The 14,173-nt window shown below is 71.4% G+C and carries 15 protein-coding genes; 8 read left to right on the forward strand and 7 right to left on the reverse strand.

Features of this window, described 5'->3' with window-relative positions:
- Positions 1–61: 61 nt before the first annotated feature.
- Both H4696_RS32980 and H4696_RS32985 read left to right on the forward strand, forming a co-directional pair.
- Entirely contained in the window at positions 62–1,870 is a 1,809-nt protein-coding gene (locus H4696_RS32980) for a substrate-binding and VWA domain-containing protein (protein ID WP_086857358.1), read from the forward strand.
- 13 nt (positions 1,871–1,883) lie between these two features.
- Positions 1,884–2,621, forward strand: a complete 738-nt coding sequence (locus H4696_RS32985) for a hypothetical protein (RefSeq protein WP_086857357.1) — start codon at positions 1,884–1,886, stop codon at positions 2,619–2,621.
- Here the strand turns inward: H4696_RS32985 and H4696_RS32990 are convergent.
- Positions 2,618–3,829, reverse strand: coding sequence for an MFS transporter (locus tag H4696_RS32990; RefSeq protein ID WP_086857356.1), 1,212 nt, complete (start codon positions 3,827–3,829; stop codon positions 2,618–2,620). The genes H4696_RS32985 and H4696_RS32990 overlap by 4 nt on opposite strands.
- Positions 3,830–3,921: 92 nt before the next feature.
- Here H4696_RS32990 and H4696_RS32995 point away from each other — a divergent pair, with 92 nt between their 5' ends.
- Positions 3,922–4,848: a LysR family transcriptional regulator gene (locus tag H4696_RS32995; RefSeq protein ID WP_086857355.1), complete on the forward strand. Its 927-nt coding sequence runs from the start codon at positions 3,922–3,924 to the stop codon at positions 4,846–4,848.
- Here H4696_RS32995 and H4696_RS33000 read toward each other — a convergent pair.
- Entirely contained in the window at positions 4,815–5,837 is a 1,023-nt protein-coding gene (locus H4696_RS33000; RefSeq protein WP_086857354.1) for a hypothetical protein, read from the reverse strand. The two genes, H4696_RS32995 and H4696_RS33000, sit on opposite strands and share 34 nt — an antisense overlap.
- Before the next feature lie 156 nt (positions 5,838–5,993).
- On the opposite strand from H4696_RS33000, the gene H4696_RS33005 reads away from it, so the two are divergent.
- Positions 5,994–6,788 carry a DUF2470 domain-containing protein gene (locus tag H4696_RS33005; protein ID WP_086857353.1) on the forward strand — a complete coding sequence of 265 codons (795 nt, stop codon included), beginning with the start codon at positions 5,994–5,996 and terminating at the stop codon, positions 6,786–6,788.
- On the opposite strand, the gene H4696_RS33010 is transcribed toward H4696_RS33005, so the two are convergent.
- Positions 6,780–7,241: a PPOX class F420-dependent oxidoreductase gene (locus tag H4696_RS33010; RefSeq protein WP_086857352.1), complete on the reverse strand. Its 462-nt coding sequence runs from the start codon at positions 7,239–7,241 to the stop codon at positions 6,780–6,782. The genes H4696_RS33005 and H4696_RS33010 overlap by 9 nt on opposite strands.
- 22 nt (positions 7,242–7,263) lie before the next feature.
- On the opposite strand from H4696_RS33010, the gene H4696_RS33015 reads away from it, so the two are divergent.
- From H4696_RS33015 to H4696_RS33025, 3 genes are all read left to right on the forward strand, one after another.
- Positions 7,264–8,076 (forward strand): CPBP family intramembrane glutamic endopeptidase, encoded by an 813-nt coding sequence (locus tag H4696_RS33015; protein ID WP_086857351.1) that lies wholly within the window; start codon positions 7,264–7,266, stop codon positions 8,074–8,076.
- A 40-nt stretch (positions 8,077–8,116) separates the two neighbouring features.
- Complete coding sequence (locus H4696_RS33020; RefSeq protein WP_169734869.1) at positions 8,117–9,304, forward strand: arginine deiminase; 1,188 nt, start codon at positions 8,117–8,119, stop codon at positions 9,302–9,304.
- A gap of 149 nt (positions 9,305–9,453) precedes the next feature.
- Complete coding sequence (locus H4696_RS33025) at positions 9,454–10,008, forward strand: ferritin (RefSeq protein ID WP_169734865.1); 555 nt, start codon at positions 9,454–9,456, stop codon at positions 10,006–10,008.
- A gap of 67 nt (positions 10,009–10,075) precedes the next feature.
- Here H4696_RS33025 and H4696_RS33030 read toward each other — a convergent pair whose 3' ends face one another.
- From H4696_RS33030 to H4696_RS33045, 4 genes are all read right to left on the reverse strand, one after another.
- Entirely contained in the window at positions 10,076–10,900 is an 825-nt protein-coding gene (locus H4696_RS33030; RefSeq protein ID WP_086857348.1) for a hypothetical protein, read from the reverse strand.
- Positions 10,897–11,409: a SigE family RNA polymerase sigma factor gene (locus tag H4696_RS33035; RefSeq protein WP_086857347.1), complete on the reverse strand. Its 513-nt coding sequence runs from the start codon at positions 11,407–11,409 to the stop codon at positions 10,897–10,899. The genes H4696_RS33030 and H4696_RS33035 overlap by 4 nt, the downstream gene beginning before the upstream one ends.
- 198 nt (positions 11,410–11,607) lie before the next feature.
- On the reverse strand, positions 11,608–11,961 hold the full coding sequence (locus H4696_RS33040) for a DUF952 domain-containing protein (RefSeq protein ID WP_169734864.1): 354 nt from the start codon (positions 11,959–11,961) through the stop codon (positions 11,608–11,610).
- 103 nt (positions 11,962–12,064) lie between these two features.
- Positions 12,065–12,946, reverse strand: a complete 882-nt coding sequence (locus H4696_RS33045) for a DUF5926 family protein (protein WP_086857346.1) — start codon at positions 12,944–12,946, stop codon at positions 12,065–12,067.
- A 53-nt stretch (positions 12,947–12,999) separates the two neighbouring features.
- Here H4696_RS33045 and H4696_RS33050 point away from each other — a divergent pair, with 53 nt between their 5' ends.
- Entirely contained in the window at positions 13,000–14,166 is a 1,167-nt protein-coding gene (locus H4696_RS33050; protein WP_192782665.1) for a cytochrome P450, read from the forward strand.
- Positions 14,167–14,173 lie beyond the last annotated feature (7 nt).

The following is a 14,173-nucleotide window of genomic DNA, read 5'->3' on the forward strand; positions in this document are numbered from 1 at the left end:
GTCCTCTTCTCGTTCCGGTGCCGGATAATGGAATTTCCGGTGGCGGAACGGGGAGGGTTCGATGATCAATTCCCAACCAGCACGGCGAAAGAGAAAGATTCTCCCGTTCCTGGCCGCGATCGTCGTCGCCGCCGGGCTGATCATCGGGATCCGGGCCTGGACCAGCAGTTCGGGCGACGAGGCCGACGCGCCGAAGTGCACCGGCTCGGACGCCGTCGCGCTCACCGTCGCCTCGTCGCCGGAAAAGGCCGGCATCGTCCAGGAAGCCGCCAAGGCCTACTCCGGACGGACCGTCGCCGGCCATTGCGTCGACGTCGTCGTGAAATCGAAGTCGTCGGGCATCGCGATGCAGGCGCTGGCGAACGGCTGGAACGAGGCCACCGACGGGCCGCGCCCGGACGTCTGGACGCCGGCCGCGAGCGGCTGGGTCAACCTGCTGCGGGTCAACGCGAAGGGCGACTCGGCGTCGATCGTGCCGGACGGCGACCCGCAGTCGGTCGCGAACTCGCCGCTGACGGTCGCCATGCCGAAGCCGATGGCCGAGGCGCTGGGCTGGCCGGCCAAGCCGATCGGCTGGAAGGACCTCGCCACGCTGGCGACCGACCCGGCGGGCTGGGCGAAGTACGGCCACCCGGAGTGGGGCAAGTTCCGGCTCGGCAAGACGAACCCGAACATCTCCACGGCCGGGCTGAACGCCACCATCGGCGCCTACTACGCGGCCACCGGCACGTCGTCCGACCTCACCGCGGCCGCGCTCGAAAAGCCCGAGGCCAAGCAGTTCGTCTCGAACATCGAGCAGGCGATCGTGCACTACGGCGACAACACGCTGACGTTCCTGACCAACCTGCAGAAGGCCGACGACCGCGGCGCGGCGCTGTCCTACATCTCGGCGGTTACCGTCGAGGAGAACTCCCTGATCGGCTACAACCAGGGCAACCCGACGACCGATCCGGCGAAGGCGGGCCAGCACGCGCCCCCGAAGGTGCCGCTCGTGGGCATCTACCCGGCCGACGGGACGCTGAACTCCGACCACCCGTTCGTCACGCTGAACTGGGCCGACCAGACCCGCAAGCAGATCGCCGCCGACTTCCTCGGCTACCTGCGCGGGCCGGAGACGCAGCAGCGGTTCGCCGCGCTGGGCTTCCGCTCGTTCGACGGCAAGCCGGGTCCGCAGGCGACCACCGCGAACGGCGTTCAGCCGGACGCGAAGATCAACTTCATCCGGCCGCCGTCGCCGACCGTGCTCTCGAAGCTGCTGACCACCTGGACCGAGCTGCGCAAGAAGGCGAACGTGCTGCTCGTCGTGGACGTCTCGGGCTCGATGGGCGACGAGGTCAGGGGCACCGGCAAGAGCAAGATCGACCTGGCCAAGCAGGCCGCGATCGACGCGCTCGGCCAGTTCGTGCCGCGGGACCAGGTCGGGCTGTGGCAGTTCTCCACCCACCTCGACGGCGACAAGGACTACCAGGAGCTCGTCCCTCTGCGGGCGCTCGGCAACAGCGGCAAGGAGACCCTCGCCATGCGGCTGAGCGGACTGACGCCGCAGGCGGGCACCGGGCTCTACGACTCGTCGCAGGCCGCGTACGAGTACCTGAAGGCGCACCTCGACCCGGCGGCGATCAACGCGGTCGTGGTGCTGACCGACGGCCGCAACGAGGACCCCAACGGCGTCGACCTGGACCACCTGCTGCCACAGCTGCGCCCGGAAGGCAACGCGGAGACGGTCCGGCTGTTCACCATCGCCTACGGCTCGGACGCCGACCAGGACGTGCTCAAGCAGATCGCGGAAGCGACCGAAGGATCGGAGTACGACTCGTCCAAACCGGACTCGATCAACCAGGTCTTCACCTCCGTGATCTCGAATTTCTGAGATCCTCGCGGTCATGAAGTTCGCCCGTGAGCTCGCCGAACCGTGGGGGCTGCTGTTCGCCGCCACGTCGGCCGGCGTGGCGTGGGCCGTGCACCTGCCGGTCGTCGCCGCCGTCGGGGTCGGGGTGGCGGTGCTCGCCGCACGGGCGGGCGTCGCCGTCGCGACCCGCGAGAAGGAGCCGGAACGGCGTGCGGCGCGGGTGCTCGACGTCGCGTCCGGGTCGGCCGAGGAGAACTGGCTGCGCCGGGCCGAAAGCGCAGCCGAGGGCTTCGGCTCGCTCAGCGACTCCCTGGACGCGGGCCCGCTCGCCGACCGCGTCGCGGACATGGCCCCGGTGGTCCAGGAGACGCTGGTGACGCTGCGGCGCCTGGCCGGGCGCGCGTCGGCGACCGGAAAGGCCCTCTCCCGCGTGGACCTCGACGCCGTCGCGAAGGAGCGGCGCCGGCTGGAGCGCGAACTGCGGTCGGCGAGCGCGGAGGTGCACGGCGACCTCGAGCAGGCGCTGAACTCGGTGCAGGCCCAGGCCGACGTCCACACGAGGCTCTCCGGCGCGCGCGACAAGCTGCTGGCGCAGCTGCAGTCCGGCGCGCTCGGCCTGGACAGCCTGGTGGCGCGGGTCGCGGAGCTGACGGCCGCGACGACGGACGTCACCGTGGACACCGGCGCCGTACGGGAGCTGAGCGACCAGCTGGAAGGCATCCGACAAGGCGTGCTGGAAACCGAGCAGGCGACGCGGAAGTCGCTGGGTTAGGCGGCCACCGGCGTCCGGTCCCGCCGGGGCAGCAGCAGCGGTGTCGCGAGCACGAGGACCCCGGCGACCCCGATCGCGACCCGCGGGCCGGTGAAGCCGGCGAGCACACCCCACACGGCGGTCAGCGCGGCGATCGACACCTTGGTGCTGACCGACCACGCCGAGAGCGTGCGGGCGACGCGGTCCGACGGCAGCTGCTCGAGCCGGTAGGTCACCAGCACGGGGTTGAACACGCTGCAGCTGACGATCAGGCCCAGTTCGACGACCATGACGAAGACCAGCCCGCTCGTGCCGGCGGGCAGGAAGGCGAGCGCGAGGAGCCAGCACGCCCGGACCGCGCCCGACGTGAGCAGCACGGGGTGCCGCCCGAACCGGGCGACGAGCCGCGGGGTCAGCCGCGAACCGGCCAGCCCGCCGAGGCACGGCACCGCGAACGCGAGCCCGTACTGCCACGGCGTGAGCCCGAGCTCGCCCAGCATCAGCACCGCGAGCAGCGGCTCGGTCGCCATCACCAGTCCGTTGAAGACCATGGTGTTGAAGAGCAGGGGCCGCAGCCCGGGGTGGGCCAGCAGGAAGCGCCACCCGTCGGCCAGGTCCCGCGCACGCAGCCGCTCGGTGTTCCGCGGCCGCGGTTCGGCCCCGCCGATCGCCCGGATCCCGAGCGCGGAGAGCAGGAAACTGGCGGCGTTGGCGGCGACCGACGTCACCGGCCCGAACACGGCGAACGCGGCCCCGCCGAGCGGCGGCCCGAGCGCGGTGGCCGTCCAGTTCGTCGATTCGAACCGGCCGTTGGCCACGAGCAGGTCTTCCGGCGCGACGAGCCCCTTCAGGAAGGCACCGCTCGCCGAGGTGAAGGTGATGTCCGCCGCGGCGACGACCACCGAGACGGCGAGGAGCTGGCCGAAGCTCAGCAGCCCGAGGGCGTAGCAGGCGGGCACGCTGAGCAACGCGCCGAACCGGACGAGGTCCATGGCCACCATGACCGGCCGCTTCCGCCGCCGGTCGACCCACGGCCCCAGCGGCACGGCCACGAGCGCACCTACGGCGGGCCCGATCGCGGCGAGCGCCGACACCGCCGCCGGCCCGGCGTGCAGCACCAGGATCGCGAGCATGGGGAAGGCGCCGAAGCCGAGCCAGGTGCCGAACGCGCTGACCGCGTAAGCCGACCAAAGCCACCTGAACCGCCGCCCGAGCCGCCTCCGCATCACCGGGAGATCAAAGCGAGGAAGGTGCCGGCGAAGCAAACAACCGACGCCTCGGCGAGCCACAACGCGGGGTTGTGAATCTAGAGTCGGTCGCCGTGGACCTCGACGCAGTGCGCACCTTCGTGGCCGCCGTGGCGGCGGGCCGGTTCCAGGACGCCGCCACGGACCTGTCGATCACGCAGCAGGCGGTCTCGAAGCGCATCGCGGCATTGGAGAAGACCCTCGGCACCCGCTTGTTCACCCGCACCGCCCGCGGCGCGCGGCTGACCGCCGAGGGCGAGGCGTTCCTGCCGCACGCCAGGGAGCTGCTTTCGGCGGAGGCGCGAGCGCTGGCGTCGGTCCGCACCGGCCCGCTGCGCGTCGACGTCATCGGCCGACGGCTGTGCCCGGCGACGTTGCTGCGGGAGTTCCACGAGGCGCATCCGGAGGTCGCGCTGGAGGTGGTGACCCTCGTCGACACCGCGGTCGCCGCGCTCCGGAACGGCTCGATCGACGCGTCGTTCCGCGCGGTGGTGGAGCTTCCGCCAGACCTCGACGCGCGGTGGGTGTTCGACGAGCCCATCCAGCTGCTGTGCGGACCTCGGCATCCGTTGGCCGGAACGGCTTCGGTAGCACCGGATGAGCTGGCCGGGTTCCGGCTTTGGATGCCGGGCGTGGTGCCCGGGACCGAGTGGGGTGCGTATTACGGCGCGTTCGCGGCCGCGTTCGGGCTGTCGATCGACGTCGACGGGCCGAACTTCGGTACCGAGGTGGTGCTGGAGACGATCGCGAAGTCGGCGGAGGTGGCCACGCTGGTTCCCACGGGCGCGCGGGTGCTTTGGCCCGCGGAGTACGACCTGCGGCGAGTGAGGATCGAAGGGCCGGTGCCGGTGTACCCGCATTCGCTGGTCTGGCGCCGGGACAACGCGCACCCCGCGCTGGAGACGCTGATCGGTTACTTGCGCCCCGGCCGCGCCATCGCCGACGCGTGGCGGCCGGAGTGGGCGGATCAGCCCAGCCAGACCGTGCCCAGGACCGGGTAGCCCGGCAGGCCCGTGCGTGCCGCGCCCGGTCTCGGGACGCCCGCGATCCACAGGCGGCCCGTCGCCGCGATGTTCGCCGCCATCGAGGGGTCGGCCTTGGGCAGGCGGAAGGCGATCACCGTGCCGTCGGCCAGCATCGTGAGGCCGCTCAACCTCGCGGTGCCGCGGCGGCCCATGCGGACCGGGCCGTCCAGGACCGCGCGCAGTTCCGTCCAGTGGTCGGCCGGCAAGGGGCGGCCGTGGGCGATCGAGCGCAGGCCCGTCGCGAGCGCGCCCAGCAACGCGCCGGTCGCGAACGCCCCCGCGATCCAGCCCATGACCGGGAAGTCGAGCCGGACCCACAGCGCGAAACCGGCCAGTACCAGCAGGAACGCGGCCGTCGTGCGCAGTTCGCGGGCGAGCTGGCGGCGGTGCGCGGTGAGCACCGGGTCGAGCCGCGGCGAGCCCGAGCCGGCCGGGACCGGGACCGCGGCCGCACCCGGCGGCGGCGTCTCGTGGACCCGGGCGCGGCGGACCCGGACCAGCCCGGAGAAGCCGACGAAGACCTTCGGTCCCTTGCCCAGCAGCCAGACGCGCCGGTGCCCGGCCAGCAGGAGCCGGTGGGCCTCGTCGAGGCGGACGTGCAGCCAGCGGCCGTCCGGCAGGCGGACGCCGACCGTTCGCCCGGCCGCGACCAAGGCCGTGACGTCCACCTGCCGGAACGCTTCCCGCTTCAGCCGCGTTTCGGGCACGCGGGCGTGCGCGCGGTAGAGCCACCACGCCTCGACCGAGCCGGCCAGCGCGAGCGTGCCCACCGGCAGCGCGACGCCGGCGCCGGTGAAGAACTGGGCGACCCCGAACGCCAGGAAAACCCAGGACAGCAGCCGCTGGTCCGCGGTGCTCCGGCCGATGCGATCGAGGTATTCGCCGAAGATCGGTAGCGCCCCGGACGGCATCGCGGGGTCAAGTTCGAACGCCGGCACGCGCTCGGGAACCGGGACGATCTGCACGCTGGGCCCCCACCGTGTCGGCTTTGGTCACCGGCTTTTCGGTGAACCGGTCACCGGCGTTACCGGATACTCCGTTCAGCGGAACGCCGCACGTGACCCGGGTGACTACCCAGACCGTCGGATTCAGGTTAGGCTCACCTAAGTAGGAGGTGAGCCGTGACCCAGGCACCCGCATCCATCCGCCGCCCGCCGGCGCCGAACCCCGCCGAGCGGGCCAAGACGATCGCGACCCGCAACGGTCCCGCGTCCTTGCTGCCCACCTGCGAACGCGCGGGTCTCGACGGCGAGCGGGTCGTCCCGCTCCTGCACCACGTGCACCACAGCGGCAGCGTGAGCGTGCTGCTGGCCGACGACCACCCGATGGTCACCGCGGCGAAGCAGACCCAGCGCGGCGAGCTGGCCGTGATGGTCGAAATCGCCGACCAGGCGCCAGTCGCCCTGCGGGAACCGATCCGCGGGCTGCTGTGGATCACCGGCTGGCTGCGGCCGCTCTCGCCGGTGTCGGCCCGCGCGCGAGCGGTCGCGATCGCCGAGTCGCGGCCGGACGAGCGGCTGCTCGACGTCGGCCACGGCGTCACGCTGCTGCGGCTCACCCCGGCATCGCTGGTGCTCGCCGACGCCGAGGGCACGCACTCGCTGCGCCCGCACATGTTCAGCGCCGCGCCGCCGGACCCGTTCCACGACTACGAGGCCCATTGGCTGCGGCACCTGGAAAGCGACCACTCCGACGTCGTCGACCAACTGGCCAAGCACCTGCCGGCGGACCTGCGCGGCGGCCGGATCCGCCCGCTCGGCCTCGACCGGTTCGGGCTGCGGCTGCGCGTCGAGTCCGAGGCGGGCGACCACGACGTCCGGCTGGCGTTCTCGAAGTCCGTCGACAGCCCGCCGCAGCTCGCGATGGAGCTGCGGCGGCTGGTCGGCTGCCCGTTCCTGCGGGGCGCGTCAGGCTAGCTCGGCGGGGAATCCGCCCTTCGCGATCGGGCCCCAGCTCTCGATGGTGACCCGGATGATGCTCTTGCCCTGCTTGACCATGGCTTCGCGGTATTCGTCCCAGTCCGGGTGTTCGCCGGAAATGGCCCGGAAGTACTCGACGAGCGGCTCGACCGAATCCGGGATGTCCAGGACCTCGGCGGTGCCGTTGAGCTGCACCCACCGGTCGTTCCACTCGTCGGACAGGATGCAGGCGGAGACCTTCGGGTTGCGCTTGATGTTCACGATCTTCGCGCGCTTCGGGTAGGTCGAGATGACGAGCCTGCCCTCGGCGTCGACGCCGCACGTGACCGGCGAGAGCTGCGGCCCGCCGTCGGCCTTCGTGGTCAGCAGGATCGCGCGGTGGCGGGTGGACAGGAACTCGACCAGCTCGGCGCGGTCGACGGTTTCGTTGGTGGCGATGCTCCTCGGCATACCCCGAAGGTAGCGTGCGCACATGACGTTCACCGCGCGATCGTGGCTGGCCCCGGCCCGCCCCGAGTTCCCCGGGACGATCGAAGACCCGGCGGAGCGCCGCGCGATCAAGCTTGAGCTGCTGATCGTCTTCGGCATCACGCTCGGCCTGTCCGGCGTGCGCAGCCTGCTGTCCCTTGTGGACTCGCTGCTGCAGCCGACGCCGCTGGCCCAGCAGCAGGTCCAGCTCAACGTGCCCCAGGCCGCGGCGAGCCTGATCGACCTGCTCAAGCAGCTGCTCTCGGCCGCCCAGCTGGTCGGCTGGGGCGCGCTCGGGCTGTACTTCCTGTGGCGCGCCGGGGTCAAGATCGCGCAGGTCGGGCTGGACCGCCGCAGCCCCGGCCGCGATGCCCTGCTGACGCTCGCGCTCGCCGCGCTGATCGGGATTCCCGGCCTGGCGCTCTACTTCATCTCCTACCGCCTCGGGTTCAGCCTGGCGGTGCAACCGTCCACATTGAACGACACGTGGTGGCGCCCGGTCACGCTGACGCTGTCGGCGTTCGGCAACGCCTTCGCCGAGGAAGTCCTCGTCGTCGGCTACCTGCTGACCCGGCTGCGGCAGCTCGGCGTCCGCGAGAACAACGCCGTGTTCGGCGCCGCCGTGCTGCGCGGGTCGTACCACCTGTACCAGGGCTTCGGCGGGTTCGTCGGGAACCTCGTCATGGGCCTGGTGTTCGGCAGGCTGTGGCAGAAGACGAACCGGCTGTGGCCGCTCGTGGCGGCGCACACGCTCTTCGACTTCGTGTCTTTTGTCGGGTACTCGCTGCTCAAGGGGCACGTTTCCTGGCTTCCCTGACTAAGCTCGGCTGGTGATCGACGAAACGACACCTCCCCGGGTGGACAGCGAAGTCGGACCCCTGCGCGCGGTGCTGCTGCACCGGCCCGGCAACGAGCTCAAAAGGCTGACGCCCCGCAACAACGACCAGCTGCTGTTCGACTCGATCCCGTGGGTCGACCGGGCCCAGGCCGAGCACGACGCGTTCGCCGAAGTGCTGCGCAGCCGCGGCGTCGACGTCCTGCTGCTGGCCGACGCGCTCCGCACCGCGCTGGAGGACGACCGCGCCCACGCGGCGGGCGTCCACGCGGCCGTCGACGACCGGCGGCTCGGCGGCGACCTGGCCGATTCGCTGCGGTCGCACCTCTCGGGCGTCGGCGCCGCCGGGCTCGCCGAGGTGCTGATGGCCGGGATGACGTTCGAGGAGCTGCCGTCCGCGGAGGGCGCGTCGCTGGTGCGGATGATGAACCACCCGCACGACTTCGCCGTCGATCCGCTGCCGAACCTGCTCTTCACCCGCGACTCGTCGGCGTGGATCGCCGACCGGGTGGCGGTTTCGTCGTTGACCATGCCCGCGCGCCGGCGGGAAACCGCGGTGCTGGACCTGATCTACGCCTACCACCCGCACTTCCGGCACGCCGCGCGCGCGTACGGCGCGCATTCCGCGCCGATCGAAGGCGGCGACGTCATGCTGCTGGCCCCGGGCGTGCTGGCCATCGGCGTCGGCGAGCGGACGACGGCGGCCGGCGCCGAGTCCCTCGCTCGTTCGGTGTTCGCCGACGGCATCGCGCACACCGTGCTGGCGGTGCCGATCGAGCAGTCCCGCGCGACCATGCACCTGGACACGGTCTGCACGATGGTCGACGCCGACGCGGTCGTGATGTACCCGCTGGCGCGCGATTCCCTCACGGCGTTCACGCTGCGCCCGACCGGCGACGGCGGCGTGAAGGTGGCCGGCCCGGCCCCGTTCCTGGTGGCCGCGGCCGAAGCGATGGAGATCGACCGGCTGCGCGTCATCGACACCGGCCTCGACCCGGTGACCGCCGAGCGCGAGCAGTGGGACGACGGCAACAACACGCTCGCGCTGGCCCCGGGTGTCGTCGTGGGCTACGAACGGAACGTCGAGACGAACGAACGCCTGGAGGCGGCGGGCATCGAGGTGCTGCCGATCGCGGGCTCGGAGCTGGGCTCCGGCCGCGGCGGCCCGCGCTGCATGTCGTGCCCGATCCGCCGCGAACCGTTGCGATAAATGAAGTAAGCCTTCCCTAAATGCGCACAGCAATTTAGGGAAGGCTTACTTAAATTAGGTAGGTCTTCTTTAGGAATGGTAACCCTAATAGGGGGGAGATCACCAGTCCCGATTGGCATTTCCGCCAATCTTGATCTATTCTGGTCTGCATGGCCCTCACCAAGAAGAAAGAACCGCGCTCGAAGTTCTTCGAACTGCTGCAGGCGCAGATCCACAACGAGTTCAACGCGTCCCAGCAGTACATCGCGCTCGCGGTGTGGTTCGACGCCGAGGACCTGCCGCAGCTGGCGAAGCACTTCTACAAGCAGTCCGTCGAAGAGCGCAACCACGCGATGGCGCTCGTGCAGTACATGCTCGACCGCGACCACCACGTCGAAATCCCCGGCACCGGCGAGGTGCGCAACGACTTCTCGAGCGTCACCGAGCTCATCGAGCTGGCGCTGGAGCAGGAGAAGGAGGTCGCCGCCGACATCTCCGCGATGACGAAGGCGGCGCGGGCCGAAGAGGACTACATCAGCGAGCAGTTCACGCAGTGGTTCCTCAAGGAGCAGGTCGAAGAGATCTCCCAGATGAGCACGCTGCTGAACGTCGTCAAGCGCGCGAACGGCAACCTGTTCGAGGTCGAGAACCACCTCTACCGCGAGTCGGTCGGCGACGCCGGCGCCGACTCCCAGATGCCGCCCGTGGCCGGCGGCGCGCTCTAGGACTTGATAACGAAAGCCCGGGCCCTCCCCCTGTGGATGGCCCGGGCTTTCGCATGCGTCCGGCCGATCAGCCGGCGCAGTCCTGGTTGACGCTCATCAAGCTCGTCTGGGCGACCCCGGCAGCACCGAGCAGGAAGTGGTAGTCGGCCGTCGCGCTCGCCGGCGCGACGACGCCCCCGGTCTCGTCCTTGGCCGCGGGGTAGGCGGCGAGCACCTGCTCCTTGGTCGCTCCGGCGCCGATGCCCTCGGCGGTGTGCGCGACGACGTCCGGCGTGACGACGACCAGCCCGACCGCCTTCGAAATGACCACGCTCGCGGCGGCCGGGACGCCGCTGCCGGCCGCCTTGTAGACGGTGCAGCTCGGTCCGGCCTGCGCCTCGCTGAGCGTGATGTCCTGCGCGGCGACGTCGGCTTCGGTCATGCCGAGCTTGAGCCGGCCGAAGCCGTCCGCCGCCAGCAGCGGCCCGGTCGACACGCTCGGCAGCGCCGTCGGCGGGCGCGAAGACGGCGGCCGCGGCGGCTTCGGCGTCGTCGTACCCGGTGGTGCGGAAACCTCGATGCTCTGGGTGCCGGTCGGCACGGGCGGCGGCGGCTGCGGCGACCGCCCCTGCGTCAGGTTCTCGGGCGGTTTGACGGTGAGGTCGGTCCCGTCGGCGGACATCACCGCGGTGCCGTCCTCGGTGTGGATCCGGACCAGCGTCAGCCCGGCCGAAACGACGACCACGGCCGCGGCGACCCCGGTGACGGCCTGCAGGTTGCGGCGCCGGCGACGACGTCGCCCCGCGCCCGCGACGATGGCCGCGCCCGCTTCCGGTGGCGGCGGCAGGTCCAGCCGCTCATCGGCGAACATCGCGCGCAGGCGCTGCTCCAGCTCTTCCTCGGAGATGTTCAACCCACGTCACTCCCTTCGCCCTCGTTGCCGGTCGCCTTGAGCTTCATCCGCAGCGACGTGATCGCCTTGCTGGCCTGGCTCTTGACGGTGCCCTGCGTGACGCCGAGGGCCCCGGCGATCTCCGCTTCCGAGAGACCTTCGTAGTAACGCAGCACCATCACCGCGCGTTGCCTCGGCGGCAACGTCCGTAGCGCACGCCACAGCGGCTCGTGCTCGAACGGGTCGGCCGGCACGTGCGGCGTGGTGTCCGGCAGGTCGGCCACCAGGTTCTCGCGGCGCGTCCGGCGCCAGCGGCTGACGTGCGCGTTCGCCATCGACCGGCGGACGTAGGCCAGCGGGTCACCGGTCTTCTCGTGCACGTGGTGCCAGCGCGAGCCGATCTTCTCCAGCACGGTCTGCACCAGGTCGGCGGCGTCGTGCGGATTGCCGGTGAGCGCGTGCCCGTACCGCAACAGCCCGGGCAGGGTGGCCTGCACGAAGTCGCCGAAGTCGGTGAACTCGCCCGCCAACGTCGCGGCCCTCCCTCGGCCTGCGCTGGTCACCCACGTCTCTCCCCCGGTGAGGACTGGTGCCGCAGCGGTCACCGTATCGCCTCCCATCGGGGTCGGACAGCCAGAAGCCGAGTCGCTTTCTCCCCCAACACGCATCACAGCCCCCTCAGGTTGCCTGCGTTCCCGCCCGAATCCGGGCGGTTCGATCTGCCCACGTCAGCGGTGCGCGAGCGAGGACGGCAGCCGGAAACCGCCGCCGTCCACCTCGCCGAACTCGTGCACGCCGACAACGGCGGAGTGCGGCAGCGGGCCGTACACGTGGGGGAACCGGACGCCGGCCGGGTGCGGCGGCTCGCCGTCCTCCCAGCGGACCGGAACGCCGACCTTCCCCGGGTCGATCTCGAGCAGCACCAGGTCGGTGCGGCCCCGGTAGAGCGCGTTGGCCGGCAGGTGTGCCGTGCCGAAATCGGAGCAGTGGATGAACCCGACGTCGTCCAGCGACGGCGGCCGGTACTCCCCGCCCTCGCCCACTTCGGCCCAGTCGGCCGCCCCGCAGATGTGAAGTATCACGCCGAGAATCGTCCCACCGGCGCGGTCGGGCGGCGGTGTCTCGTGCGCCACAAAACCCCTGGTTGAACGCTCACCGAGTGGTCGCCCACTCGGTGAGCGCCGGTCAGCGCAGGGTGAGCTGACGGCCGATGAGGCCGTCGCGCGCACGACGCTCGGCGGCGTTCAGCGGCTCGTCGTCGAGTGACTTGAGCGCCGTCTCGAGCCGGGCGCCGAGGGCGTCCTTCGCCTCGGCCCACTCGCGGGCGTGAGCCTCGGGGTCGAGGTCCCACACCGGGACCAGCAGGCCGTGCGCCCGGAACGAGCCCGCGTACCGGGTGCCCTCGCCGAGCCCGAGCTCGCCGGCCGCGGACAGCCGTGCCAGCGCCTGGAGCAGCAGGTTCTCCGGTTCCGGACGCACCCAGCGCAGGTGCGCCTTCTCGCCGGCGAGGACCCAGTAGGCACCCGCGCCGAGCCGCTCGGTGGGCATGATCGCGGCGTTCGCGCGCTCGAGCGACACCGCGACGTCCCCGGTGGCGTCGGCGTCCTCGGGCAGCCACCACGCGAAGTCGGCGTGCAGCGTGACGTCGAGTTCGGCCCCCGGGCTCAGCAGGTCCTGCAACCGGGCGTGCTCGTCGGCGGCGGGCGGCGTGGTCGTGTCCGGCACGCCGAGGACGTCGCCTTCCTTGGCGTCGAGCAGCCACTTCAGCGACCGGCCGAGGTCACGGCTGATGTCGGAGGACCGCGTCTGGACCTGCAGCCCGAGGTAGCGCTCCCCGTCCGACCGCACGAACGCGGCGGCCGCCATCGGCAGCACCGTGCCGAGCGTGACGTCCCCGCCGTCGGCGAGGGTCAGCTTGGCCGTCGCGGACGGCACGAACTCGCGCAGCGCGATCAGCTCGGGCTCCGCCGCCAGCCCCTCGAACGGCTGACCGACGAAGACGTCGCGCACCTTCGGCTTGCGGTCCGACGCCTGCTTGGGACCCTTCTTGCGCGCGCCCTTGCCCACTGCTGCCTCCTCTGGCTCGGCCTGGAACGCTATCGAAGGGTTAGTCTCGCGACGTGTTCGACCCCCGCGATCCAGAGTTCCTCGAAAACCCGTACCCGGCCTTCGCCGCCCTCCGCGCCCAAGGCGACGTCCATTTCCACGAAGGCCTCGGCATGGCCATCGCGGTGTCGCACGCGGCGTCGTCGGCGGTGCTGCGCCACCGCGGGCTGGGCCGGATCTGGCAGGACGCCCAGCCGCTGGAGCGGTTCGCCTCGTTCAACCTGCTGCACCGCAACTCCCTGCTGGAGAACGAGCCCCCGGCGCACACCCGCCTCCGCCGCCTGATCGCGGGCGCCTTCGGCCGCGGCCACGTCCAGCGCCTGCGCCCGATGGTCGCTTCGCTGGCCGCCGACATGGTCGACGACCTGGCCGCCGCGATCGCCGCCGACGGCAGCGCGGACTTGCTCGAGCACCTCGCCCAGCCCCTGCCGGTCGCGGTGATCGCCGAGCTGCTCGGCGTGCCCGGGTCGGACGGGCCGCGGATGGTCGAGCTGTCCAACGCCATCGTGAAGATGTACGAGTTCGGCCGCCCGGAGTCGGACCGCGACGCCGCCGAGCAGGCTTCCGCCGAGTTCGTTTCGTACGTCCGCTCGGTGGCTTCGGCCCGCGCTTCGGCGCCGGGCGACGACATCATCAGCGACCTCCTGCGCAGCGAGCTGACGCCCGACGAGCTGGTGGCCACCGCGGTGCTGCTGCTGATGGCGGGCCACGAAGCGACGGTGAACGTGCTCGGCAACGGGATCACGGCGTTGCTGACGCACCGCGATCAGTGGGAGCGGCTGCTGGCCTCACCTTCCTTGCTGGATTCGTGCGTGGAGGAGCTGATCCGGTTCGACGCTCCGCTGCAGCTGTTCGAGCGGACGGCCACCGAGGACGTGTCGATTCGCGGGTATGTCGTTGCGGAGGGACAGAAGATCGGGGCGCTGCTGGGTGCCGCGGCGCGGGATCCGGAGGTGTTCGACGAGCCGGATCGGCTGGACATCGGGCGGACGCCGAACGCGCACCTGGGGTTCGGGCTGGGGATTCACTATTGCGTGGGGGCTCCTTTGGCTCGGGTGGAGATCGCTGCCGCGCTGAGTGCTTTGGCGGAGAAGCTGCCGGGGTTGCGGTTGGCGGAGGTGCCGCCGCGGCGGCCGGAGTTCGTTATTCGGGGGTTGAAGGAGCTGCGGGTCACGGTCTGAGCTGGGC

Origin of the sequence: Amycolatopsis lexingtonensis (assembly GCF_014873755.1) — a bacterium.
Taxonomy (GTDB): Bacteria; Actinomycetota; Actinomycetes; order Mycobacteriales; family Pseudonocardiaceae; genus Amycolatopsis; species Amycolatopsis lexingtonensis.

Coding starts and splice junctions, on each gene's coding strand:
- H4696_RS32980 (WP_086857358.1), top strand. CDS start 62: ATGATCAATTCCCAACCAGCACGGCGAAAGAGAAAGATTCTCCCGTTC.
- H4696_RS32985 (WP_086857357.1), top strand. CDS start 1,884: ATGAAGTTCGCCCGTGAGCTCGCCGAACCGTGGGGGCTGCTGTTCGCC.
- H4696_RS33010 (WP_086857352.1), bottom strand. CDS start 7,241: ATGCCGAGGAGCATCGCCACCAACGAAACCGTCGACCGCGCCGAGCTG.
- H4696_RS33015 (WP_086857351.1), top strand. CDS start 7,264: ATGACGTTCACCGCGCGATCGTGGCTGGCCCCGGCCCGCCCCGAGTTC.
- H4696_RS33025 (WP_169734865.1), top strand. CDS start 9,454: ATGGCCCTCACCAAGAAGAAAGAACCGCGCTCGAAGTTCTTCGAACTG.